The sequence below is a fragment of the Sphingobacterium sp. lm-10 genome, assembly GCF_023554555.1.
Taxonomy (GTDB): domain Bacteria; phylum Bacteroidota; class Bacteroidia; order Sphingobacteriales; family Sphingobacteriaceae; genus Sphingobacterium.
In genome coordinates, this window is sequence record NZ_JAMJWC010000001.1 from 2,213,498 (window position 1) to 2,239,525 (window position 26,028).

The 26,028-nt window shown below is 42.6% G+C and carries 19 protein-coding genes and 5 tRNA genes; 8 read left to right on the plus strand and 16 right to left on the minus strand.

The genetic code is table 11. The annotated features are described in order from the left end of the window. Nucleotides 1–201: 201 nt before the first annotated feature. The 4 genes from M8998_RS08980 to M8998_RS08995 form a co-directional block, all read right to left on the minus strand. Nucleotides 202–1,917, minus strand: a complete 1,716-nt coding sequence (locus tag M8998_RS08980) for a GMC oxidoreductase (protein ID WP_249992234.1) — start codon at nt 1,915–1,917, stop codon at nt 202–204. A gap of 7 nt (nt 1,918–1,924) precedes the next feature. Then, a complete protein-coding gene (locus tag M8998_RS08985; RefSeq protein ID WP_249992235.1) occupies nt 1,925–2,404 on the minus strand; it encodes a gluconate 2-dehydrogenase subunit 3 family protein in 480 nt (159 codons plus the stop codon). Between the two features lie 178 nt (nt 2,405–2,582). After that, nucleotides 2,583–4,046, minus strand: a complete 1,464-nt coding sequence (locus M8998_RS08990) for a SusD/RagB family nutrient-binding outer membrane lipoprotein (protein WP_249992236.1) — start codon at nt 4,044–4,046, stop codon at nt 2,583–2,585. Nucleotides 4,047–4,088: 42 nt separating this feature from the next. Beyond that, a complete protein-coding gene (locus M8998_RS08995) occupies nt 4,089–7,238 on the minus strand; it encodes a SusC/RagA family TonB-linked outer membrane protein (RefSeq protein ID WP_249992237.1) in 3,150 nt (1,049 codons plus the stop codon). Between the two features lie 370 nt (nt 7,239–7,608). Between M8998_RS08995 and M8998_RS09000 the strand changes: the two genes are divergently transcribed. From M8998_RS09000 to M8998_RS09015, 4 genes are all read left to right on the plus strand, one after another. Beyond that, a complete protein-coding gene (locus tag M8998_RS09000; protein WP_249992238.1) occupies nt 7,609–8,220 on the plus strand; it encodes a fumarylacetoacetate hydrolase family protein in 612 nt (203 codons plus the stop codon). 3 nt (nt 8,221–8,223) lie between these two features. Further along, nucleotides 8,224–9,945: a M23 family metallopeptidase gene (locus tag M8998_RS09005; protein ID WP_249992239.1), complete on the plus strand. Its 1,722-nt coding sequence runs from the start codon at nt 8,224–8,226 to the stop codon at nt 9,943–9,945. 10 nt (nt 9,946–9,955) lie between these two features. Continuing rightward, the gene (gene bcp / locus M8998_RS09010; protein WP_249992240.1) at nt 9,956–10,417 is read left to right on the plus strand and encodes a thioredoxin-dependent thiol peroxidase; all 462 of its coding nucleotides are present in this window, start codon (nt 9,956–9,958) and stop codon (nt 10,415–10,417) included. 64 nt (nt 10,418–10,481) lie between these two features. Beyond that, nucleotides 10,482–11,951 (plus strand): glycine--tRNA ligase, encoded by a 1,470-nt coding sequence (locus tag M8998_RS09015; protein ID WP_249992241.1) that lies wholly within the window; start codon nt 10,482–10,484, stop codon nt 11,949–11,951. 213 nt (nt 11,952–12,164) lie between these two features. Here the strand turns inward: M8998_RS09015 and nusG are convergent, their stop codons facing one another. From nusG to M8998_RS09055, 8 genes are all read right to left on the minus strand, one after another. After that, the gene (gene nusG, locus M8998_RS09020) at nt 12,165–12,710 is read right to left on the minus strand and encodes a transcription termination/antitermination protein NusG (protein WP_066756857.1); all 546 of its coding nucleotides are present in this window, start codon (nt 12,708–12,710) and stop codon (nt 12,165–12,167) included. A 20-nt stretch (nt 12,711–12,730) separates the two neighbouring features. After that, nucleotides 12,731–12,925, minus strand: a complete 195-nt coding sequence (gene secE / locus M8998_RS09025) for a preprotein translocase subunit SecE (RefSeq protein ID WP_249992242.1) — start codon at nt 12,923–12,925, stop codon at nt 12,731–12,733. 32 nt (nt 12,926–12,957) lie between these two features. Beyond that, nucleotides 12,958–13,028, minus strand: a tRNA-Trp gene (locus M8998_RS09030). A 213-nt stretch (nt 13,029–13,241) separates the two neighbouring features. Further along, a complete protein-coding gene (gene tuf / locus M8998_RS09035; RefSeq protein ID WP_249992243.1) occupies nt 13,242–14,429 on the minus strand; it encodes an elongation factor Tu in 1,188 nt (395 codons plus the stop codon). A 75-nt stretch (nt 14,430–14,504) separates the two neighbouring features. Next, nucleotides 14,505–14,576: transfer RNA gene (locus tag M8998_RS09040), tRNA-Thr, on the minus strand. A gap of 94 nt (nt 14,577–14,670) precedes the next feature. After that, nucleotides 14,671–14,746 (minus strand) — tRNA-Gly (locus M8998_RS09045). A 48-nt stretch (nt 14,747–14,794) separates the two neighbouring features. Further along, a tRNA-Tyr gene (locus tag M8998_RS09050) sits at nt 14,795–14,878 on the minus strand. A 26-nt stretch (nt 14,879–14,904) separates the two neighbouring features. Next, a tRNA-Thr gene (locus tag M8998_RS09055) sits at nt 14,905–14,977 on the minus strand. Between the two features lie 388 nt (nt 14,978–15,365). Here M8998_RS09055 and M8998_RS09060 point away from each other — a divergent pair. Continuing rightward, nucleotides 15,366–16,523 carry a BamA/TamA family outer membrane protein gene (locus tag M8998_RS09060; RefSeq protein WP_249992244.1) on the plus strand — a complete coding sequence of 386 codons (1,158 nt, stop codon included), beginning with the start codon at nt 15,366–15,368 and terminating at the stop codon, nt 16,521–16,523. A 31-nt stretch (nt 16,524–16,554) separates the two neighbouring features. Here the strand turns inward: M8998_RS09060 and M8998_RS09065 are convergent, their stop codons facing one another. From M8998_RS09065 to M8998_RS09080, 4 genes are all read right to left on the minus strand, one after another. Beyond that, a complete protein-coding gene (locus M8998_RS09065; RefSeq protein ID WP_249992245.1) occupies nt 16,555–17,079 on the minus strand; it encodes a hypothetical protein in 525 nt (174 codons plus the stop codon). 8 nt (nt 17,080–17,087) lie between these two features. After that, on the minus strand, nt 17,088–18,407 hold the full coding sequence (locus M8998_RS09070) for a sensor histidine kinase (protein WP_249992246.1): 1,320 nt from the start codon (nt 18,405–18,407) through the stop codon (nt 17,088–17,090). A gap of 18 nt (nt 18,408–18,425) precedes the next feature. Then, the gene (locus M8998_RS09075; protein WP_249992247.1) at nt 18,426–19,784 is read right to left on the minus strand and encodes a sigma-54-dependent transcriptional regulator; all 1,359 of its coding nucleotides are present in this window, start codon (nt 19,782–19,784) and stop codon (nt 18,426–18,428) included. 97 nt (nt 19,785–19,881) lie between these two features. Next, nucleotides 19,882–21,195: a TolC family protein gene (locus tag M8998_RS09080; protein ID WP_249992248.1), complete on the minus strand. Its 1,314-nt coding sequence runs from the start codon at nt 21,193–21,195 to the stop codon at nt 19,882–19,884. Nucleotides 21,196–21,503: 308 nt separating this feature from the next. On the opposite strand from M8998_RS09080, the gene M8998_RS09085 reads away from it, so the two are divergent. The 3 genes from M8998_RS09085 to M8998_RS09095 all read left to right on the plus strand — a co-directional run bounded on the left by M8998_RS09085 (nt 21,504) and on the right by M8998_RS09095 (nt 26,017). Beyond that, complete coding sequence (locus M8998_RS09085) at nt 21,504–22,757, plus strand: efflux RND transporter periplasmic adaptor subunit (RefSeq protein ID WP_249992249.1); 1,254 nt, start codon at nt 21,504–21,506, stop codon at nt 22,755–22,757. Nucleotides 22,758–22,773: 16 nt separating this feature from the next. Further along, a complete protein-coding gene (locus tag M8998_RS09090) occupies nt 22,774–25,143 on the plus strand; it encodes an ABC transporter permease (protein ID WP_249992250.1) in 2,370 nt (789 codons plus the stop codon). A 196-nt stretch (nt 25,144–25,339) separates the two neighbouring features. Continuing rightward, nucleotides 25,340–26,017, plus strand: a complete 678-nt coding sequence (locus tag M8998_RS09095) for an ABC transporter ATP-binding protein (RefSeq protein ID WP_249992251.1) — start codon at nt 25,340–25,342, stop codon at nt 26,015–26,017. Nucleotides 26,018–26,028: the final 11 nt, after the last annotated feature.

Sequence of the window (26,028 nt, forward strand, 5' to 3'; positions counted from 1 at the left end):
ATTGTGCTAAATCGTTTTAACGTTGGCCGGTAAAAACGCTTACCGTGTGAAGAATAAGCTAAGCCTCCGATGTTTATAATTGTATTGTTCTCGAAGCAATTAACAAAACTTTAACGATTTAGCGAAATGTTTTTGAAAAATACTTGGATTAATTTAGGAATATACCTCGTACAAAAGGATTTATACGTAAGAAGAAAAGCGCTAAATAGCGCCTTTCTTCAGTTCTTTTACGGCATAATCAACAGATCTGGCTGAGAACGCCATATAAGTTAACGATGGATTTTGGGTAGATGTAGAGGTCATGGCTGCACCATCTGTAACGAAAACGTTGGAAACATCGTGCATTTGGTTCCATTTATTGAGTACTGAAGTTTTTGGATCATGTCCCATGCGAGCACCGCCCATTTCGTGGATATCTAGACCGGGCGCTTGTGAGTTTTCATCTCTACGAATATTGGTAAAACCGGCTTCTGTAAACATGTCTTCCATAGTGTCCAGATAATCCTTCTTCATCTTGGCGTCATTATCATCATAATCTACCGAGATATGTAGCAAAGGAATGCCCCAGTCATCATTTTTTGTTTTATCTAATGCGACATAACTTGCCTCCTTAGGAATGGTCTCTCCCATCATATGTGAACCTACACCCCAATTTCCCCATTCTGGATTAAGCAGGGAGTTTTTCAAATCATCTCCCCAGCCAGTCCGATCGGAATGTTGAGATCGCCAAGCGCCAAATCCGGCAGCATAGCCACGGAGGTAATCCGTTTCTTGTTTGTGTAAGTTCCGAAATCGAGGTATGTAACCACCACCAGCCGGGTTACGGCCTGCTGTAGCGTAATCCAACAATCCTTCATATTCTGCATAGATTCTCGCACTGTAATTGTGAAATGCGACGTATTTGCCCAATGTACCACTATCATTACCCAACCCGTTTGGAAAACGTTCGGATTTGGAATTTAATAAAATTAGGTTGGTATTAATCGCTGCGGCATTAACGAAAATCACTTTAGCGAAGAAATCAATCTCCTCTTTTGTATTTCTATCAATCACTTTAACGCCGATAGCTCTATTCTTATCTTTATCGTATAGAATGGAGTGCACAACCGCATCGGGGCGCAAGGTCATATTACCGGTCTTCGCAGCCCAGGGCAGTGTGGAAGCATTTGAACTAAAATACCCTCCAAATGGACAGCCACGCTGGCACAATGTACGATTCTGACACTGTGTACGTCCTTGCTCAATATGGATAGGTTGTGGCTTCGAGATATGTGCACAGCGAGCCGATATAACTTTACGCTCCGGATATTTCCCTTCCACTTTTTGTTTAAAATATTTTTCGACCACGTTGAGTGGATAGCCTGGCAGGAACTCTCCATCTGGCAGTTCGGGTAGGCCATCCTTGTCACCCGAAATGCCTGCAAACCGCTCTACATAATCATACCACGGTTTTAGATCAGCATAACGAATGGGCCAATCCACAGCAAAACCATCACGCTGTGGCCCTTCGAAATCGAAGTCTGACCAGCGCTGGGTTTGCCGCGCCCAAAGTAGCGACTTACCACCAACCTGATAGCCACGGATCCAATCAAATGGTTTATCTTGTACGTAGGGGTGTTCTTGGTCTTTCACGAAGAAATGCGCGGCATCCTCATGGTACGCATAGCAACGGCTAACGATTGGATTCTCCTTCTTATTTTCGTAGGGCATTTCATTTCGATGCTCAAACTCCCAAGGATTCATATTCGTGGTGGGATAATCTTTGATATGTTTCACATCCCGACCGCGCTCCAGTACCAACGTTTTCAGCCCCTTTTCGCACAACTCTTTTGCTGACCAGCCACCACTGATTCCCGAACCAATCACAATTGCATCGTACGTTCTATCTTTGACGGAGTCAATATTTATATTTGCCATAACTGTCTTACGCATTTATTTTCACAGCACCATCGTATCTTCCCGGCACTAATTCATAGATCAATTTGTTCGTCATCACGTACTCCGAATTAAGGTAACCTTGTAGTGTGCGCGCCTTCAAGATAGTAGCAAACTGATCTTCGTCGGATAGACCTTTCAGATAGTTCAATAGCTCGGCATCATCTCCTTTATCTGCCCTATGGCACTTCTTGAGACCAACCGTAAAAGCTTCTTGTTGCTCTGGAGATGCACAATCGTCCAGCATTTTCATCACAAACAAGTGCAAATTGAGGCATTTACCGCCTGGCGAATCATCTTCCGGAATAATGACGTCGACTAATCTTCCCAAAAGTACTTCATCGTCTGCCGAAAAATCGACATTATGAAGGGTGATGGATGCTTTCTTACCACTAAAATCGCAGGAACTAGCGATCAATATACCACCCGCCATCACAAACATTTGTTTGATGACCTCTCTTCTTTTCATGTTGTGTGTATGTATATAATTGATTTGCCCAATTTACAAATAAAATTGAAAGAGCAATAAGCTAAACCGATTATTTTGCATCAAACTAGGTTATAACAGACTTTATATTAAAAACAAAAGGGATTACTTACGTAATCCCTTTTACATAGCCAATTCTAACTATTGGCAACCTCTTTCTTTAGTCTTCTACGTCCCACCACACACGTGTAGTCAGCGCGTCTGGACCTTGTTGGCCTATCGCAGCTTGATAGCTTTGACTATTACGACCTGCTTCCTCGGTGGTATAACCCTGTCTTCGTGGCAAGCTGCCGTTGGTATTTTGCGGTGCAGGCCCAGGATCTAACACAGGAAAACCGGTACGTCTCCAATCGGTCCATGATTCATACCCGTTAGCCATATAGTTAGCAAACCATTTTTGTGTGATAATTCGTTCTAAACCATTAGCTGTACTGTAGGCCACTGATGGCTGAGCGACATACGCTGTGTAAGCTTCTTCTAGATCTTCCACTTCATATTGAGAAAATGACGCTCGTATTCCATTCAAATAATGCGTTTGTGCATCTGGAATCCATCCTAGAAATGCGGCTTCTGCCAACATAAACTCTACCTGAGCATAAGTACTAAGTGGTAGTACCGAATTTTGTGCTGTAAAACGATCTCCAATTAAAGAAACATTTTCTCGGTTGTATGCTCCAGTTTGCCCTTGAATCAGTCCAAATGGCATACCAACATAGGTACCCGTACTTAATGCAGGAAGCGCAAAAATAGGTAACCTTGGATCATTGTGTAATTCCAGCTGCTCGATCATATACTCACTAACCGCATAATCTACACGACCTGTTACTTCATAATTATTGAATAAAGGACTTTGGTTATTGGCGTCGTTTAGGTAGCGGAATAACGCATTATCTGCATTGGTAGTCATGGCTCCTGCCTCATATGCAGCTAGGAATTCTGTACGAGCTTTTTCAGGGTTTACTTTGCGGATATGCAAAGCGGCAGCCATACGTAAGGTGTTTGCCCATTTTGCCCAAAGGCCTACGTTACCATTAAATAGAATGTCGCCTCTAACCGGTCCACCGCCGCCCAACTGCTCTTGTGCTTCTGTCAATTCTACAAATAATGCATTATATACAGATTCTTGTGAGTCATAACTCGGAGTTAGATTTGCTCTACCTTGCAAGGCTTCACTATATGGGATCATGCCCCAGCGATCCGTCATGTGCATAAAATAGAATGCTTTTAATACGCGAGCAACACCAATCTGACTCTCGCTATCTCCACCATCGGTCACATAAGCCTGGGTAGAAGCTACAGGATCCATGTTTAGTGCAATAATGGTTTGCAAATCCTGCAATGGCACATTGTAGATAGGATAAAAATTGTAGATCGTATTTTGAAACCGAGATTCACTGGTGTACTGAATTTCGGACATGTACTGTGGATACAAGTCTTTAGCCCAGCCGGCTACACCTTCCGTTTGGCTGCCCAAAGAGCGCAACGCATTAGACAACAATAGTGTGGTGTTCGGATTTAATGCGTCGTTCGGACTTGTATTGATGGATTCAAAGTTCTTGGTACAGCTACTTAGTACAGTGGCAGCCATCACACAAGCACTCAGTTGTTTTATATATCTTTTCATGGTTATTGAGCTTTTTAATATATTTTATTATTCACGTTGTGCTTACAGACCAACACGTAGGCTAAAACCCCAAGAACGTGTGCTTGGTAACTGTCCGCCTTCAAACCAAGATGTTTCTAAAATAGAGGGATCCACATTGCGGTTTTTTGCATAGATCAACCAAGGATTAGTCGCAATAAGCGAGAAACTCGCGGATTTAAACGGTGTATTTTGGAAAAATCTAGTTGGAAGATCGTAACCAATGTTCACCTCGCGTAATTTGATAAAACTACGGTCGTACACCCATTCTTCCCACAGAGAAAACATATCGTTCTCATAGAGATTTTGCGTATCTACAAAGATGTCATTGACTTCGCCATTTTCTTTCACACCAGGCAACAAGGTTCCACCGCGGTTTTCGACAGGATCGCGACGCGGAACGCCATTTTCGTTCAAGCCAGCAGTTTCCGCCAATACGCCTGTATAATTACCAAACATGGAAGAAATAGACATGTATTTACCACCCTTTTGGAAATCCAGTGAAAACCCGGCGCGGAAATTTTTGTAGGAGAAGGACGAAGTAAGACCTCCGGTGAAGTCTGGAATAATACTCCCAAGATTCATGTTGTCTTCGCGTAAGTAATAACCATCTTCACCTACGACGCGGTTACCGTTTTCGTCTTTTACAATACCCATACCGATCAACTGACCATAAGGCTGCCCTTCATACGCATTTAAAGTGATCAACGGAGAACCTACGAAACCAAACGAGGAAGGTGTATTATCTAACTCAATTTGCAGGTTGCTTACTTGCTCATCCAGACGGACGACTTGATTTCTGTTGATACCTATATTGGCATTCAGATCCCACTTAAAGTTGCTATTGCGAATTGGTGTACCTCCCAAAGTGAATTCGTAACCATGGTTATCAATCCGACCCGCGTTAATTAAGCTTTGTGCGAAACCACTTGTACCGGATACTGGTAGATTAAGGATTTGATTGGTAGCGCTACGCGTGTAGTAGTTAAAATCGAACAATAACCGGCTGTTGAAGAACCGCAACTCTGTACCGATCTCATACGAGGTAGATAAGGTTGGCAAAAGATTCGCATTTGGAATAACATCTGGCACCGTCAACAAAGGATTACTGCCATATGCGTTGCGGATACTGTACGTTTGTAAAATCTGATAAGGATCGGTATCTGTACCCACTTTCGCAAATGATGCTCTCAACTTACCAAAGGAGAAAAACTCGTTAGGCTCAATAAAGTGGCTAAAGATAAATGAAGTAGATAGACCTCCGTATAAGAAGGAATTATTATCTCTTGGCAAGGTGGAAGACCAATCATTACGGATATTACCTTCTAAATATAAAAATTCTTTATATCCGACTGCTGCATAACCATACAAGGAATTGACCCGTTGGTCAAAGTACCGAGTTTGCACCGTTGGTCTGTCAATCGACGCTTCCAAGGTATATAAACCCGGAACAGCTAATCCGCCAGCGGTAGCTGCATCCGTGAAACGACGTTGATTACGGCGATATTCACCAAAGGCGGCTGCATCTACGGTGAAGTCTCCATATTGTTCTTTGAAGGCTAATGTACCGACGTAGTTTACCTCATCTTGGTTATTCATGTACTGTGAGTAGCTGTCTTGCTGCAGTGTACCACTAGCAATACGTCCCGTTTCCTCCACCTGCAAAAAGTTTCCCCTAGCTATTACTGCTGCACTCAAAGCATTTGTCAGTTGATAATTTGCAGTAATATTACCATAGATTCGCTGGTATGTATCAAATTGTGTGTTCTCAAATACTTCTGTATAAGGATTATCCCAGTACGCTGGATTTGGATTGGTTGGACTAACAATATTCCAGCTTCTGAAGGTACCATCCGGGCGTTTATAGTCACGTAAAGTGTTCATGTCTAACTGGCGCTGGAACCACTGATTGAAAGAGCCTGTCGTTTGTGAGCTGTATCCATCCTTCGGACGGTTATTATACACTTCATGCTGGAAGTTCACATTGGCAGAAACCGTCAGCCTGTCGGTAAGGTTCAGTGATGAATTAGTTGACAACCAATTTCTTCCCAACTTACTATTTGGCACAATACCGGTACGTGATACATTGGTGAAAGAGAACCGAGTTTGGTAATTATCGCCTGCTTTATCAAAAGCCACGTTGGTATTGGCACTTACGCCAGTATTGTAAAAGTCGCGTACATTGTTTGGTTGAGCGACCAAAGGCGTTAACTGACCAAATTGTGGATGTGACGGATCCCAGCCATAGAATGGCATATACATCGTTCCATCCATACGTGGACCCCAACTTTCGTCGGCTCCATAGTTCAGGATATTAACACCATCGTAGGGTGCCAGATAGTCTGGAGCAATATTTGGATTGTGGTTATACGTACTCCATTCTTGTGAGTATCCACCCGCGTATTCATTTTGATACTTAGGCAACAGATAAACACTTTCGAAAGAAGTTGCCTGATTAAAGTTAACGCCAATCCCGTCGCGTGTGCGTCCTCCTAATGTTTTAATAACGACTGCACCTTCCGATCCACGCTGACCGTATAATGCGGTCGCCGCTGGGCCTTTCAGCACGGTAAGGTCTGCCACATCATCCATATTGACCGCTTCCGGATCAGTAATCATCCCATCAACTACGTAAATCGGGTTTCCACCAGAGAGTGAATTGATACCGCGAATACGGATGGTAGATGTACCGAAGGCTGCACCAGATGTAGATTGTACTTGCACACCCGCAATTTTACCAGCTAAAGCCGTATTTAGATCGGGCTGACGTACCATCGTCAAATCTTCCCCTTTGATAGCTTGTACGCTATATCCTAAAGAGTTTCTCGTTCGTTGAACTCCTAAAGCCGTTACAATGACTTCACCTACACTTTGGTCGTCGTCATCCAATTGAATATTGATATTGTCTTGCGAGCCGATGGTAAAGATTCGCTCCTGCATCCCTACAAAGTCAACAGTAAGCGTTGAACTGCCACTGGGAACATCAATAGTGAATTTCCCCTGCGCATTAGTTTGTGTTGCCACATCGGTTCCTGTAACTCGAACAGTGGCTCCTGCCAAAACATCGCCAGTTCGTGCAGAAACGACATTCCCAGTAATTGTTCGGGTTTGCGCGTAGCCTATTCCCACCAGAAATAGCCACGACAAAAGAAAACTAAATAGTTTTTTACTCATGATAGATAGTTAGTGTAGTTGTGTGTGTTTGTATTTAAAAACGCAATTAGTGTATTCAATAAAAGTAGAAGAGTTTTTAGGTAAAAGTCTCCGAATATTGTTAGTGATTACACAATAGTAGTAACTTTTTCAATGTTTATAAAGCCTATATACCTGAAATTGTTCTCACCCCCCCTATAAAGCACAAAAAACCGTATAAATACCGCCCTACAACATCGATAATCTTCTATGTATTTTTTACGATACTATCCTTATTTGTAACAGTACGCCCCACATTCGTCCTTGTGCTGGCAACTGATTTGTTTATATTTGTTCTGAGGGGAGATTAAGTCATAAACCTAACGCATACATCACATTTAAATAATACCCCATGAAAATAGTCGCTATAGGACGTAATTATATAAATCACGCTAAAGAACTTAACAATCCGATTCCCGAAGAGCCGGTAATATTTTTGAAACCAGACACTGCCGTGTTGCGAGATAACAAAGACTTTTATTATCCAGAGTTTTCTAAGGACGTTCATTACGAAGTAGAAGTAGTCTTACGAATCTGCAATGAGGGAAAACATGTCGCGGAAAAGTTTGCCCACAAGTATTATGATGCCATTGGCCTTGGTATTGATTTCACAGCGCGCGATATTCAACAAAAACACAAAGAAAAAGGTCTGCCTTGGGAATTGGCCAAAGCCTTTGACCAATCTGCAGTAATTAGTCCGATGGTTCCCAAAGAAGAATTGGGAAATGTATCAAACCTATCCTTTTCGCTACAGAAGAATGGTGAAATAGTGCAGGTCGGAAACACGAAAGATGTTATTTTTAACTTTGATCAGCTTATTGCTTATATATCTGCGCGCATTACGCTAAGAAAAGGAGATTTAATCTACACAGGTACTCCCGAGGGCGTTGGGCCGGTACAAATTGGCGATCAACTAATCGGCTACTTAGCGGATAAAAAAATGTTCAGCTGCTCTATAAAATAAACAATGCGAAAAATATTGACTAGTGTGCTTGGTTGCCTCATCGGAAGTACGGCAGTACAAGCTCAAAACAAAGACATCATCACGACGCGAGACTACCCTCAAAATTATTTTCGCTCGCCATTAAACATTACACCAGACGCTTCTGGCACTTTCGGAGAACTGCGATCCACACATTTTCATGCAGGAGATGATTATCGTACACAGCAACGCACCGGACTACCCGTTTACGCTGTTGCAGATGGGCAGGTATCTCGTGTGCGCGTGCAGATTGGTGGTGGTGGAAATTCGGTTTATATAGACCATCCCAATGGTTATACATCGGTATATCTACACCTAGAAACCTTCAATGATGCCCTAACAAATGTAATCCGAGCTGAACAGTACAAGCAAAAGCGCTTTGATGTGGATGTAATGGTCGATAAAGGTGTCGTGAGCTTCAAAAAAGGCGATGTCATTGCGAATTCTGGCAATACTGGGGCTTCTGGAGGGCCGCATTTGCACTTCGAAATTAGAGATACAAAAAGTCAGCACCCCTTAAACACGCAGCTCTTTGGCCTTCAATTTGTCGATCGTTTTGCGCCTACTATACAAGGTTTGATGGTGTACGATATGGAAGATGGTATTTTCAATGAACACACCTTTCGCCGACCGGTATCAGTACGTGCTGTGAGCACTACGGATTATAAACTAAGCAATAACGCTGTGGTACAAGTGAATGGAAAATTCGGATTGGGTATTAATGCGATTGATCGGCATCGGGCCGGAGGATTTCAAAACGGCGTATACTCCATCGAGCTGTTTATAGATGGAAAGCCGATGTCTACAATATTGTTTGAGGAATTAGATTTCAACACCTCTCGAGGCATTCATTCATACATTGATTATGCGCATTGGAAACGTTCGAAAGCAAAATATCAGAAAAGCTTTAAAGACCCGGGAAATCCGATTGAGATCTTTCACCACCTGCCAAACGACGGTATTCTGGAGTTGCAAGATGATCAAGTGCATGACGTAAAGTATGTGATTAAAGATGTGAAAGGCAATTGTTCTGAACTGAACTTTCAGATTCAGAATTCGGCTAACTATCGGCCAACAGCCAATGCTGTGAAAGGACAACTAATGCCTCATAGCAAGAACAATAAATTTGCCAATGAAAACATTCAGCTTGATATTCCAAAGGGCGTGCTATACACGGATCTAGACTTCGTCTATAGCAACAGTGTCAAACCTACAGGTGGCTATTCGGAAGTTCATCATGTACACAATCAGCTGACATCTTTATTTACAACATACCAGTTACGGATTAAACCAACGAACTTGCCGGAAAGATTACGCGATAAAGCGCTTATTGCTTCCACACAGTCTGGATCCGAAGGCGGCAAGTTCGAAGATGGCTGGGTAGTTGTAAACACGCGCAACCTGGGCTCCTTCTATGTGGCTGTAGATACAGTGGCGCCAAACATTACACCGCGAAACCTAAGTCAAGGTAAAAATGTAGCACAACAATCTAGAATTGATTTCACGATCTCTGATAATTTTTCTGGCATCCAATCTTTCAACGGTTATATTGACGGGGAATGGGTATTGATGGAGTACGACCCCAAAAACAGACATCTTTGGCATACTTTCCAAGCCTCATTAAGTAAGGGAAAGCACCAGTTTCGATTGGTAGTGAGGGATTGGAAAGACAATGAGCGAGTATATCAAGCAGATTTTACACGATAAATAAAAAGTTATGAGCACACTACAAGTGGGTGATACAGCACCAGCGATCACCGCAAAGAATCAACAAGGCGAAACCATTCACCTGTCAGACTTTACAGGAAAACGCGTAATCTTATATTTTTACCCGAAAGATAATACGCCTGGTTGCACCACGGAAGCCTGCAACTTTAGAGATAATTACCAGAGCCTTTTAAGCGAGGGTTTTGAAGTAGTTGGTGTAAGTATCGATGGCGAACAATCACACCAAAAGTTTATTGCCAAGTATGAACTACCTTTCAACCTACTGGCCGATGAAGATCAAAAGATCGTCAACGACTATGGTGTTTGGGTGGAGAAAAACATGTATGGTAAAAAATATATGGGTACGGCAAGGACTACCTTTTTAATTGACGAGCAGGGTAAGATCGCACACATCATCAAAAAAGTGGACAATAAAAATGCTGCTGAGCAGATCAGAGACCTGTATAAATAGAGACTACTTTACAAAAATACACGTATGCAGATTTCCATGCGTTAAATAATTATATTTGCCTCTTATGAGCAAACAGATAGACGATTTTTTCAAGAATATCATTTCGCATGCAAAGGAGTATGGCTTCGTATTTCCGTCTAGCGAGATCTATGATGGCCTCAGCGCTGTCTACGACTATGGGCAACTGGGTTCTGAATTGAAGAACAATTTAAAAACCTACTGGTGGAAATCTATGGTGCAATTAAATGACAACATAGTCGGTATTGACGCGGCTATTTTCATGCACCCTACCACTTGGAAAGCTTCCGGCCACGTCGATGGCTTTAGCGATCCGATGATTGATAACAAAGATTCTAAGAAAAGATACCGTGCCGATCAACTGATTGAGGATAAAATAGATCGTTACGAAAAAGACGGCAAGAGCGATAAGGCAGCGCAACTGCAAGAGGCCCTGGATGCAGCCTTGAATGCGGATGATCTAGCTAAACTTAAGGCACTTATTGAAGAGCATAATATCGTCTGCCCGATGTCTGGTACAAAAAACTGGACGGATGTACGCCAGTTTAACCTGATGTTTGCCACACAGATGGGCGCTATGGCCGACGGAGCTGAACAGGTTTACCTTCGCCCAGAAACAGCTCAAGGTATCTTCGTCAACTTCCTGAATGTACAGAAGACTGGCCGCATGAAGATTCCTTTCGGTATTGCGCAAATCGGAAAAGCTTTTCGTAACGAAGTCATAGCACGTCAATTCATTATACGTATGCGCGAATTCGAGCAGATGGAGATGCAATTCTTCGTTCGCCCGGGCACGGAGATGGAATGGTATGATAAGTGGAAAGCGCTTCGATTGAAGTGGCATTTAGCCTTAGGCCCAGATGCCGCCAAATACCGTTATCATGATCACGCTAAGCTAGCACACTATGCCAATGCAGCGGTAGATATAGAATACGATTTTCCATTCGGCTTTAAAGAGGTGGAAGGTATTCACTCCAGAACAGATTTTGACCTGAGCCAACATCAGAAATTTTCTGGTAAGAAGTTGCAATATTTTGATCCGGAGATCAATCAGAACTACGTGCCTTACGTCATCGAAACCTCTATTGGTTTAGATCGTTTGTTTCTCACGGTCTTTGCCAACTCTTTGATGCATGAAGACCTATCTACCGACGAGAAGCAAGATTCCCGCGTGGTGTTGAAATTCCACCCGGCCATTGCTCCGGTGAAAGCAGCCGTATTGCCGCTGACCAAAAAAGATGGCTTGCCAGACAAAGCACGTGAAATACTATCAATGTTAAAGCTGGAGTTCAACACCCAATACGATGAGAAGGACGCAATTGGTAAGCGTTATCGTCGTCAAGATGCTATTGGAACACCTTACTGTATTACTGTTGACTACCAAACGTTAGAAGACAATACCGTTACGATTCGCCATCGTGATAGCATGGAGCAAGAGCGTGTAAGCGTGGATCAGCTTCAGCAAATTATTCAACAAAACGTAAGTTGGACAAGTTTATTGAAGCAGTTAATGTAACTCCTCCTATTGATATTACAATCGGAAAGGCCGAGAAGTATTCACTACTTCTCGGCCTTTTGGTTTAGGGTTAAAACAGCAAATCAAAAATTATATGGGAGAACATTCCGGGGTAAACATCAATAAGCATATCGAGCGTGATAAGCATGAATCTAACAAAAAAGCCCTTCTGCTAAGAGCAAAAGGGCTTTGGTATATTTTTGTGGATATAAGTTATTCTTTTTCCACTTGCATATAGTTAAGTTCTAAAGGTGTTTTACGACCAAAAACTTTCACCATCACAATCAGTTTCTTTTTATCCTCGTGAACCTCTTCAATCTCACCTGTAAAGCCGTTGAATGGACCGTCGTTTACCTTTACAGTTTCGCCGACATAGTATGGTACATTAATGGTTTCGCCTTGCTCAGCCATCTCATCTACTTTACCTAAGATGCGATTTACTTCAGATGGACGTAAAGGAATAGCATTACCAGCTTTGTCACCAAGGAATCCAATTACACTATTTACGTTTTTGATTGCGTGCTCGATCTCTCCGTCCAACGCTGCTTCGATCAACACATATCCAGGGTAGTAGTTACGCTCTTTGGCCACTTTCTTGCCATCGCGCATTTGATAATACTTTTCCATGGGAATGAGTACCTGTGTGACTAAATGTTGAATGCCGAGTCTGTTGATCTCCGCCTCCACATATTGCTTCACTTTTTTCTCTTTACCACTTACAGCACGAACTACGTACCACTTCAGACTTTGATCCGCCATACTTTATGATTCCTGTAAATTTAAGAGTTTATTCCGTATAAAAGCTCTAGCACGTTACTCGACACCTTATCCATGGCGAAGATCACCAAAGCTATGATGACAGAAGCAACAAGCACAATGACCGCATGATTTTGCAATTGCGCCCATGTAGGCCAAGTTACCTTTTCGGTAACCTCGACATAAGAGTCTTTAAAAAAATCAAGTACTTTTGCCATTTGTTAGTTTACTTGTGTTAAGAGTTACTTAGCACGGGCACTAGGATTCGAACCCAGATCAAAGGTTTTGGAGACCTCTATTCTACCATTGAACTATGCCCGTAGAATTTGTTTTTGAATGCTGCAAATATAGGCTTTAGCTATCATTACAGCAAATGTTATTTGCTTTTTTTGCCTTTAAAAACGACCTTCGACTTGAAGAAATTCTAATCGAAAGAAGTGATTCAGGACATAAAGAAAGTATAGGTATTGAAAAAATAAGCTAACCAGCATAACTGGTTAGCTTATCTAATATACTATACGGTAATCGAATAGATTATTTAATGATTTCAGTTACCTGACCAGCACCTACTGTTCTGCCACCTTCACGGATAGCGAAACGTAGACCTTTTTCCATCGCGATAGAGTTGATCAATTTTACAGTGATCGTAACATTATCACCTGGCATAACCATTTCAGTTCCTTCTTCCAAAGAGATCTCTCCAGTTACGTCTGTTGTACGGAAGTAAAACTGAGGACGGTATTTGTTGAAGAAAGGCGTGTGACGGCCACCTTCAGCTTTAGACAATACGTATACCTCTGCTTTGAAATCAGAGTGAGGAGTTACCGAACCTGGTTTTACGATAACCATACCACGACGGATATCAGTTTTCTCAATACCACGCAACAATAGACCCACGTTATCACCAGCTTCACCGTAATCTAAGATTTTACGGAACATCTCTACACCAGTAACAGTAGATTTCAAGTTCTCAGCACCCATACCTAAGATCTCAACTGGATCTCCAGAGTTGATTACACCTCTTTCGATACGTCCTGTAGCAACAGTACCACGACCTGTGATCGAGAATACGTCCTCTACAGGCATCAAGAAAGGAAGTTCTGTCAAACGTGGAGGAATTGGAATATAGTTATCTACTGCATTCATTAACTCCATGATAGACTCAATCCACTGCTCTTCACCGTTCAAAGCACCTAAAGCAGAACCTTTAATTACTGGAACATCATCTCCTGGATAATCGTAGAATGATAACAATTCACGAACTTCCATTTCAACTAGGTCTAATAATTCCTCATCATCTACTAAGTCAGTTTTGTTCAAGAAAACAACTAAAGCAGGGATACCTACTTGACGACCTAATAAGATGTGCTCGCGAGTTTGAGGCATAGGACCATCAGTAGCAGCAACTACGATGATAGCACCGTCCATCTGTGCAGCTCCAGTAACCATGTTTTTCACATAGTCAGCGTGACCTGGACAGTCAACGTGCGCATAGTGACGGTTTTCTGTTTGGTATTCTACGTGTGCTGTATTAATTGTGATACCACGCTCTTTCTCTTCAGGAGCAGAGTCAATTGAATCAAATGAACGAGCTTCCGAAAAACCTTTGTCAGCCAAAACTTTAGTAATAGCTGCAGTAGTTGTTGTTTTACCGTGGTCAACGTGACCGATTGTACCAATGTTTAAGTGTGGTTTACTCCGGTCAAATTTCTCTTTTGCCATGTTTATGCGAATTAGTAATTATAAATTATTTCTTAATTAAATTGTATTTACAAAAGTAACAAACTTATTTAAATGAGCCAAAGATGGGATTTGAACCCACGACCTCTTCCTTACCAAGGAAGTGCTCTACCCCTGAGCTACTTCGGCTTTCAATCCTAAAAGCTCATTTACAGATATATGCCCCTACCTCTTTTAGATCATTACACTAAATAAAGACAGAGACATTACATTGTTCTATAAATGGAGCGGAAGACGAGGTTCGAACTCGCGACCTATAGCTTGGAAGGCTATCGCTCTACCAACTGAGCTACTTCCGCTTGAAAGTCTGTATAAGGCAATTAAATTACTTTATACAGACCCAATTATGGTGGAGGGAGAAGGATTCGAACCTTCGAAGCCGAAGCAACGGATTTACAGTCCGTCCCATTTGACCGCTCTGGAACCCCTCCAGACCTGCAACGTATTGTCGCATTTGAGCCTCCTATCGGGATCGAACCAATGACCTACTGATTACAAGTCAGTTGCTCTACCAGCTGAGCTAAGGAGGCTTATTTAGACAACTATCTTTTCAGATAGCGTGTGCAAAAATCTTACTTTAAATTGACTTCTGCAAATTTTATTTCACTTTTCTTTTAAAGAACTATTGAACGTGCAACTGTTTGCGTTTTCAATGGTGCAAAGATAGCGACTGCGTGGATATATCAAAAAATATTTTACCTTTTTTTGGACTGATTTATGCATCCTCCTGATTCGCAACACAATAAAATATCTATCGCAATAAACCCTAATCGTATGCTTGAATCTTTGCCTATATTTGGACACATTTAAACAGGTATGAAATACTCCTATTCTTCGAGCACAATCACACATGAGTATTTCATATCGTCTACAAAAGGTAAGTCGAGCGTGGTGAGCTCATGAAATATTTATATACATATGAACTGTAGTTACTGGCAATATTTATTACTCTTTTTGATCGCGTTTTTCCCCTCGCTAATCTCTGCACAGGTACAAGACGTAGGGTTGGTTAGGCGTACTTTCAATAAATTTTTTGCTGCGAAACAAACCGACACTACCAGAGCAGCGAGCTTCTTTGTACTTCCAGCTTTGGGTTACGCACAGGAAACCGGACTCGAGTTTGGCGTTGCCAGTTCTTACAACTTCTACACTGATCGTACAGATCCAAATAGCAGAACCTCCACCATTACATTAATGGGAACGGCTACCACAGAAAAACAAAGAAATGTAAAGCTCAATACCGATATATGGACACGCGACAATCAATACCATATTTTGTCCGAAATTCGATACCGCGATTGGCCATTTAATTTTTATGGTATAGGCAATACGACACAACATTCTGCAGAAGAGTTTCTAGGACAGCGTCTATTTAGAGCAAGGGTAGATGTAGAGCGCAAAGTATTTTCAGCCTTATATGCGGGTCTGAATGCTAACTTCGAAAACTTCCAGTTTGAGAGTTCTGAACCTGACGGTGTCTTTCAACGTGAATCATTTACCGGAAAGCCCGGCGGAAAGCATTTGATATTAGGAACCTCTGTGCTGTATGATACGCGCGATTATACTACATATACCACTCAAGGCTGGTACGGTAGAATTAAATACGGTTATGCACCTAATTTCTTCGGTGGTGAGAATTTCAACGGGCACCAATTGGAAACTGATTTCAGGCACTACCATGCATTCTCTAGCAAATTCGCTCTGGCGTCTCAGCTAGACTATCGTGGCAGCTATGGACCCAATACCCCTTTTTATGTGTATAATGAGTTGGGAGGAGATAATATGTTACGTGGCTATTACCTGGGAAGGTATCGGGATAAGAATTTTATTGGAGCGCAAACGGAGGCACGCTATCGCTTCCATCCGCGCGTAGGCATTACTGCTTTTGCCGGTACCGGCAGCACCTTCTCCAATACACAGAAGGTACGGCTCGTGCCTAGCTTTGGCGCAGGATTACGTTATTTCTTTGATCTGGAACACCGTACCACGGTACGTTTTGATTACGCTATTGGGGAGAAACGCCCCGGCGAACAAAGACAAAAAGGTTTCTATCTGAGTTTATCAGAAGCGTTTTAGCTGAGAGATTATTCAAAATAAGGTATAAAAGCTACTTGATCCAAAATGGATAACGAAGCGTAAAATTTTCTTTCACCTGACCCGATCGAGAAATCAATACGCCAAAATGAAACAAGTCGATGCTCACCGTTACCTGATTTTCTTGCTGCGCACATCGCCAAGCGTGCCGTGTACGTTTACTCCTATAAATCCCATCCACAACAATTAGCACCTTATCGTTGAGGTGCTGGCAAATAATCTTTTTTGAAAGTTCTTCGGCTTTAATAAAACACACATCACCAAGAGACTGCTCTTCTTCGCTAGCATATACCTTTTTCTTATTCCAATACCCTAGCAGACGCCACAAAACTTGGCGATAGCGCAAGGGTATTTTGTGTAAACCCTCTAATTCTTTCGAATCGGGCAACGAAGACCGGTACACCGCTTGATCTGCTAAAGCATATACAAAAGGAGAATGTGTACCATGGCGGCTGTTTGCTCGCAGGAAATGTATTAGTTGCTGAAAAAAAGTAAACATCCGGGCAAATATACGAGATACTGGGAAATGCTTAATCACATGTTAACCTAGAACTGTAACGTAAACGTGCTACCTTTTCCCAGCTCGCTGTATACAAAGATATTACCATTATGAACCAGCATAATCTGTTTGCTGAGTGTTAAGCCGATGCCGCTACCCGTTTTTTTGGTGGTAAAGAAGGGCGTAAAAATTTGTTCCTGAATCTCTGCCTCCATTCCCTCTCCATTGTCCGATATTTTAAGCTGCACACGTCCATTTTCTTCTAACGCCGACATGCTGATATACGGGTTTTCCGCATCTTTAACCGCTTCCATTGCATTAAGCATTAGGTTAATCACTACCTGCTCAATCAAGTGTAGATCTGCTTGTATGACGGCTCGGGTATTTTTTAGAATAATATCCACATCCACGCCTTTTTGGAGAAAGGACGGCTCTAACAAATTATAAATATTCTCAAAAAGCTGCACGACTGCTATTTCCGTAAACTTAGGTTTGTCCACTTTATTGATTAGCCGGTAGCTTTTAGCAAATTTGAGCAGACCTTCGCTGCGCTTTTTGATCGTATGAACGCCTACTTTTACATCTTCCAGCTCATCGCTGTAAGCGGTCTGCTCCAAACGACCGTGCAGCGTTTCAGCAATGGATGATATCGGCGCGATGGAATTCATGATTTCGTGGGTAAGCACCCGCAATAATTTATGCCAAGCACGGTTTTCAGTTTCATCCATGGCGTCGTTTACATTTTGGTACATCACGATACGATACAAACCATCTTCCGTCTCAAACTCCGATACTTGGATCAACAATTTAATTCGGCCCTTACTAGAGTGAGCCGTTTCTATATGTTGCTGACCAATTTTGAGCTGCATGGTCTTCTCATAAAGCTCCGTACGACGCTTCTTCAAACCCCTTATATTACCCAAGTGAGGCGTCTCAAACATTTCCTTAAATGCACTATTTATCCACTCCACCTTACCGCTATCCGCATGGTAAAAAATCAGTGCGGAGTCGAGCATGTTGATCACTTTGGTCAGGTATTGATGTTGAATTTCGCGTTTGGCACTCACATCTTTGAAAGCCTCATTGATCCTATTGAAAGAAGCATACAGCTGATTTTCGATATTACGCGTTTTTTTGACAGCATAACGGCGGGTGAAATCGCGGTATTTCACCGCTTCCGAAAACTCATCGATCTGTTTCTGTAACCAGATATGTCGGTTGAACCATTGGAAAACTAATATTAAAGCGAGTATAGCAGCTATAATAGCATAAGATAGCGCTTGTGCAAAAAATAAATAGCCAGCGGCGGAGCACAGTCCCATCAGTAGCAATGCCCGAACGAATTCTTTGAATTGAAGATTCCCCATACTAACCTTTCCTATACGCTATATACCGTATTTTTCCATCCTCCGATATAGCGCTGCGCGTGTCAAACCCAACTCACGGGCAGCCTTACTAATGTTACCACTATAGCGATCCATAGCTTGTTGAATGGCTTTGCGTTCCATTTCTTCTAAATTGCGAGGCTGATCAGTGACACCGCTTTCTACAGGCGGAGGAGATTCTATCGGTGAAAACAAAAGATCTGAGGCACGCAACCCACTATACTCCGACATAATCACCGCACGCTCAATGCTATATTGCAGTTCTCGCACATTGCCTGGAAAATGATATTGCCTCAATTTCTGTAGGGCATCTGACTCAAAACCCTCTATCGTCTTATGGTATTTGGTGATATAATGAGCAAGAAAATATTCGGCCAATAAAACCACGTCATCTCCTCGCTCGCGCAAGGGTGGCACTTGGATCTCAACGGTATTAATGCGATAAATCAAATCTTTACGAAATCGTGTTTCATCTGCTAATGAACGAATGGGCACATTGGTAGCCGACAATAGTCGGATATCTACCGGTAGTGGCTGAGAGGATCCCAGCGGTAATACTTGTCTGTTTTGTAATACGCTTAATAGCTTGGCCTGTTGGTGTAAGCCAATATTTCCGATTTCGTCCAAAAACAATGTGCCTCCGTTAGCATGTTCAAAACGTCCTTTGCGGTCTTCACGCGCATCGGTAAAAGCACCTTTCTTATAGCCAAAGAGTTCACTTTCAAACAAAGTTTCTGTTAGCGAACCCACATCTACTTTTATGTAAGGCATAGCCTGCCGCAACGACTTCTTGTGTAGTACCTGCGCAATGACATCTTTGCCGGTTCCATTTTCACCCATGATCAAAATATTGGCGTCCGTGGGTGCCACCTTATTCATCTTATACTGCAGGTCTTCCATCACCGCAGAACTTCCAATAAGTGGATTCTCGTCGGTGGACTTTTTATCGACTAACTTACTTCGACGGGAAGCCACTTTTATTTCGGAAAGAGCGCTTTGCAGCGTTTCAAGCAGTAACTCATTATGCCAAGGTTTTACAATAAAGTCGGAAGCACCGAGCTTTAGCGCTTTCACTGCCAGATCTACCGCACCATAAGCGGTAATCATCACTACACGAATCTGTGGATACTTCTCTTTAATGGCAGAAAGCCAATACAATCCCTCATTACCGGTATGAATGGTACTTTTAAAATTCATATCTAGCAAAACCAGATCGATGTGCTCTTTGGCAAGCACATGCAATAAATGTTCAGGATTAGATTCAATAAATACCTGCTGTACTTTGGGACGCAATAGAATCCGCACGGCAGTCAGCAGATCCTGATCATCATCAACAACCAGTATGGAAGCCTTTTTCATATTTAATATTTGTCAGCTCAAAAGATCATCCGGAGCTATACTATGTATTGGTAATTAGTGGCATGGCACAATTTCATGCAGCGCAGGATAAATATAGCTATAAATCTAACGACCCGGAGTAAAAATCATTGACATATTTTTGCAGAAGCCATTCATATCGCCTGACTACTAACTGGTTTTGCGCATTTTCCAACTTATTTTTGGCAGTTAAATAAATAACCGAGTTCGTTGCCCCTAAATCAAACTGGACCTGCGCTACACGAAAAGCTTCGGCATAACTCTGTTCTTGCTGCTGTAAGTTGTCTACATTTTTACGCGCTACTTCTAAATCAAAGACCGCTTTGGCTGTATTTTCGCGCAACTCATTCAGGGCAATATCTTCTTCCCATTTCACACGCTCCAGATCGATCTTGGCCTGATTGATCCGATTCCGCACCTGAAATTGGTTAAATATCGGAATACTTAAACCAACAGACACAAAACGCCCTAAGAAATCACGCGCCTGAATAGGGTAAGATTGCGGATTGATGCTGGAGTAGAACGTGTTAAAGCCCGCTCCAAAACGCAGTCCTGGATACAATCCGGATCTTTCTGCTTTGATAAAACTCTCTGCCTCCTTTTTCCGCCATTCCCAAGCCTGAAACTGTGGCAAATGAACACGCGCTAGCTCGTATAGACGTTTATTGTCTAACACCTGCATTTGCGCTGGAATGTCGATGCGGTGCAAACTACCTATTTCCTCCACCGAAATATTTAATAGACCAGCCAATTCCGCACGCGCGTTATTGGCCAGCTGCCTGTTTTGTTCGATCGTATTTAAGTTTAGGCTATACTCTCCCTTGATATCGTAATAATCTCCTGGCGAAACAGCCCCCTCCCGAAAAAGCACTTCTGCATTGCGTAGGCGTTCTTTCGTAACCTCAAATTGCTGTTGAGACTGGATGATCAGGTCTTCGCCCGTAAGCACTTTGATATACGCCGTAATCACATCTAGTTTTAACACATTTATTTGTCCATCAAACTCCAGTTTACCGGCTTCTCGCGCAGAAGAACGACGGCGAATATCGTGAAGTATGCGAAATCCGTTCTGAAGATTAAGGTTAGAAATCAGATTCAGATTCCCGGCATTTACAATTTCCTCTACAAAAAGGTTGGTGGTTGGATTTATCGTCCTTCCCGTATTAATGCTGTGCGATATATCACCGTTTAAGCTGGGCAACAAGCTTTGCCAGGATTGTCTATATTGTAATTCGTTTTCTCGAAGTTGCAAAGCAGATCTGCCCAAGGTTGGGTTGTTGGCCACTGCCAGTTCCAGACATTCAGAAAGGCTCCGTACAGAATCCTGCTGACCAAATGCCTGGGCAACGTAAGTGATTATAGAGACAATAAGAAGTATAAGTTTGTACCACATGGATGTTTTTGTTTGTATCCATCAATCCATAGCAAGTGCCAAAATCACAACCCGCTGATTATCAAAGTCTATATATTTATTACAAAGCATATAGTGTTCGTTTCCGAACAATATTTGTTCACTACTGAACAACAACACAATTGTCCATCTTCGCACAATAAGTGTACGATATCGAACAGGAAAAGTCTCATATCACACTATAAAACACACCAAATCAGCTATTTAATTTTTTGGCACATCATTGTATATAAGTGAGTAGCGATCAATACGCAGACATTATATTATACATTTAAATTTTTGCTGTACTAATGGACAGAGCAATTGAGAAAAAAAAGTGGGGAACTAAACGCATACTTACCATCGTTGGCGTGTTGGCTTTGGTTGGATTAATCGGCGCAAGCTACTACTATACTAGTGGCAACAGCCGACTAAACGTGGATAGCGAGCGTATTAGCATCTTCGAGGTAAAAGAAGGGACTTTTCAGGAATTTATTCCGATCAACGGTACGGTGCTCCCAATTAGCAGTATTTACTTAGATGCTTCTGTAGGTGGCCGTGTCGAAGAAAAGTTTGTAGAGGATGGAGCACATTTGAGAAAAGGCGATCCGATTATGCGCCTTTCCAATACCGATTTGGAGTTAAGCTTGGTAAACCAGGAAACACAAGTGCTTAACTTATTAACACAAGCGCAGATCGCGCAGACTAACGCACAACAAGTCACCATTTCTAACAGAAACCAAATGGCCGATGTAGAACTGGCCGTAAAAGAAGCGGAGCGGTTGTACACGCTGAATAAGAAATTATATGACGAGAAAGCCATCGGTTCCCAAGATTACCAGAAATCGGTAAATGACTACAATTACCAGAAACAACGTATTGACCTTACTCGGCAAATTCTTAAACAAGATGAGGTATCCAATAACCAAAAGGCTGGCCAAGATCGTAAAACCTACGAACGTACTCAAAGTGCGCTGGAATTGATGCGGCAGAAAGTGGGCGACTTGATCGTACGATCGCCGGTTGACGGGCAATTGACCTCCTTCGATGCGGAGATCGGACAGAATAAAAATTCGGGCGAGCGGCTCGGTCAACTAGATGTGCTGACAGGCTTTAAGGTTCGTGCAGATATTGATGAGCATTATATCAACCGCATCTTCCCAGGCTTGGAAGGTCAATTCACGATCAGTGGCAAACCTTACCGTTTGGAGATTAAGAAAGTATATACACAAGTGAAAGACGGGCGTTTTCAAGTAGATATGGAGTTTGTCGACGAGGTACCTGCCGGTATCCGTAGAGGGCAGACCTTACAAACACGTCTGGCGCTTAGTGACGAAACCAAGGGCATTCTATTAGCTAAAGGCGGCTTCTATCAACAAACAGGTGGCAATTGGATCTTTAAGTTAGACAAGGATGGACAGACGGCATACAGAATGGATATACAATTAGGCCGACAAAACCCAGAATACTACGAAGTGATCGGTGGCCTGAAACCAGGAGACAAGGTGGTTGTATCCAGCTACGAGACATATGATAAAGTACAGGAACTAAATATTAAAAAATAGAACAGACCTCCCTATTATGATCAGGAATTTTTTCAAATCGGCGTTTCGAAATCTTTGGAAAACCAAAGGCTACAGTTTTCTGAACATTTTCGGCCTGGCTGTAGGGGTCACAGCTGCAGCACTCATCTTTCTTTGGGTGGAAAGCCAAATAACTAAAGACGACCACTTTCCCGACAAGAAGGATATCTATGTGGTCAAATCTATTCAGAAGTATGATGGCGCGACCAACATCTTTGAGTCCACACCAGGCCCTTTTGCTCAAGCAGCTGCAGAAGATATTTCTGGCATTAAGCATATCGCGCGCACAGACTGGGGCAACTGGCTTTTATTTTCCGTAGATGATAACGGAATCTCTCAATCGGGACATTATGCTGATCCTAGCCTATTGGACATTCTGTCCGTAGAATTTAAAGCTGGTGATAAACGCCAGGCGCTTTCTGAATTAAATAACGTTGTGCTAAGCGAGTCGGCCGCCAAACGCTTATTCGGAAACGGGGCTGCTGTTGGCCAAACCGTTCGGGTAAATAATGAGGAGAGTTACACCGTCACCGGTGTGATAAAAGATCTTCCTAAAAATAGCAGCTTCAAATTTGATTGGCTGATTAATTTTAAAAAATTCGAGCTGGCCAATCCGTGGTTGGAAAATTGGAATGCTAACGGCTTACGTACCATCGTTCAATTACAGCCTGAGGCCTCCTTGTCGGCGGTAAATGCCACGCTGTTAGATTTTGCAAAATTAAAAACCAGTGGCGAAACTGCTTATTATCAAAACTTCCTCTATCCTATGAGCCGCTGGACACTGTATAACTCCTTTGATAACGATGGCATGGAGCGCGAAGGCGCCATTAAAAACATTCGCCTATTCAGCATCATCGCCTGGGTAGTGTTGCTGATAGCCTGTATTAACTTTATGAATCTGGCAACAGCACGTTCGGAGAAACGCGCCAAAGAAGTCGGCATGCGAAAAGTCGTAGGTGCCAAGAGACACACGCTGATTTTACAATTCTTAAGCGAATCTATGATCAGTGCATTTTTTGCCGTGCTATTTGCGATCGGTTTGATTTACCTCGCCATAGGCCCTTTCAACACGATGCTAAAAACAGATTTATCAGTGCGGTTATTTGAACCTTTACATCTGTATTTTTTGCTAGGGATTGTGGTGATTTGCGGGCTGCTGGCCGGCAGCTACCCCGCTTTTTACTTGTCTTCGTTCAACCCGTTGAAAACACTGAAAGGGGCGAAGCAAAACGCAGGCACCGCTGGACTTATCCGCCGTGGATTAGTGATTGTACAATACACCGCCTCTATCCTACTCGTCATCTGCACGGTGATTATCTATCAGCAAATACAGCATACCAAAAACCGGGATATAGGTTTCGAACGTAGCCAGGTCATTACGACGTCGCTTCAGGGCGATATGGCCAAAAAGATCCATCTTATCAAAGATCAACTTATTGCAACGGGCGACATCGAAAGTGTGGGCGTGAGTGACAACAATATCATGAATATCGGATCCAATGCCAGCGGCTTTGATTGGGATGGCAAAGCGAAAGACAGCCAGGTACTTATTAGCATTTTAAATGGTGATGAGGGTTTGATTCCTAGCCTCAGCATGCAACTGCACGATGGGAGAAACTTTAAACCACAACTTGTAGGCGACAGTACTGCGCTAATTATTAACGAAACACTGGCTCGAATGATTAAGCGGGATGGACTGGTCGCTGGGCAAACTTTGCATTGGAACAATGAAGCACGTATGATTGTGGGTGTGGTTAAAGACTTCGTGTACAACGATGTATTTTCCAGTAGTCCCGAACCATTGATCATCAGTCCTACGGATTACGCTTACGGCCAGCTTTATATGAAAACAAAGGCAGGCATTGATTTACCTGAAATGTTAGTTCGAATGGAAAAGATCATAAAAGCGAATAACCCGGCTTATCCCGTTGAATATAAGTTCCTCGATGAGACCTTTGATCGCCAATTTAGCTCTGTGATGATGATCCAACATTTGGCGACCGTGTTTGCGGTACTGTCCATTATTATTTCTTGTCTGGGCTTATTTGGACTAGCTTCTTTTTCCGCGCAGCAACGCGCCAAAGAAATCAGCATCCGTAAAGTATTAGGGGCATCCATCACGCGTTTGGTCAGCATGCTGAATCGCGAATTTGTCGTTTTAGTCGGATTATCTTGTCTGATTGCCTTTCCGTTGGGCTGGTGGTTTATGCACGATTGGCTGGGCAACTACAAATACCGGATTGACATAAGCTGGATCGTATTTGCCTTGGCAGCGGGATTAGCGATCGCAATTGCCATATTAACGGTAAGCACACAAGCATTACGTGCGGCGACAGCCAACCCAACGAAAACCCTGAAAAATGAATAAAGAAGAGGTGCAATCATCGAAGTGCGATATGAGACATAAGAGCAAGAAAAAGACAAGTCATATGGAATATTCATGGATGTTTGTGTTGGAAGAACATGAATATTTTATATCTAAATACTTATATCGCAATCCGCACATCTAAATACTAACATCTAAATACTAAATACTCATATCTCAATACTAACTCTGAAAAAAAATGATTAAAATAACTAACCTCCAAAAATTTTACCGTACCGAAGAGGTAGAAACGGTAGCCTTGAATGACTTGAATATCCATGTGCAAGAAGGAGAGTTTGTCGCTGTGATGGGCCCGTCGGGATGTGGCAAGTCCACCCTGTTAAATATTATCGGATTATTAGATGATTTGGACGAAGGCAGCTATGTATTTAACAGTGTTGAAGTAGCCAAATTCAATGAGCGCAAGCGTTCAGATTTACGCAAGCACAACATCGGCTTTGTGTTTCAAAGTTTCAACCTGATTGATGAACTGACGGTATTTGAGAACGTGGAGCTGCCTTTGATCTACACCAATGTACCAGCCGCAGAACGCAAAAAACGGGTGGAAGAAGTATTGGAGAAAGTGCAGATCATGCATCGCCGGAATCACTTCCCGCAACAGCTATCTGGCGGTCAGCAACAGCGTGTGGCCGTAGCACGCGCCGTGGTAAATAATCCTAAACTGATTCTGGCCGATGAGCCTACAGGTAACCTGGATTCCTCGAACGGTAATGAGGTGATGAACCTGCTAACGGAATTGAACGAGGCAGGCACAACGATCGTGATGGTAACACACAGTGAGCATGATGCTAAATTCTCTGATCGCGTGATCCGCATGTTGGACGGACAGGTGATTATGGAAACAACTACCGTTTAATTATAAGGGTT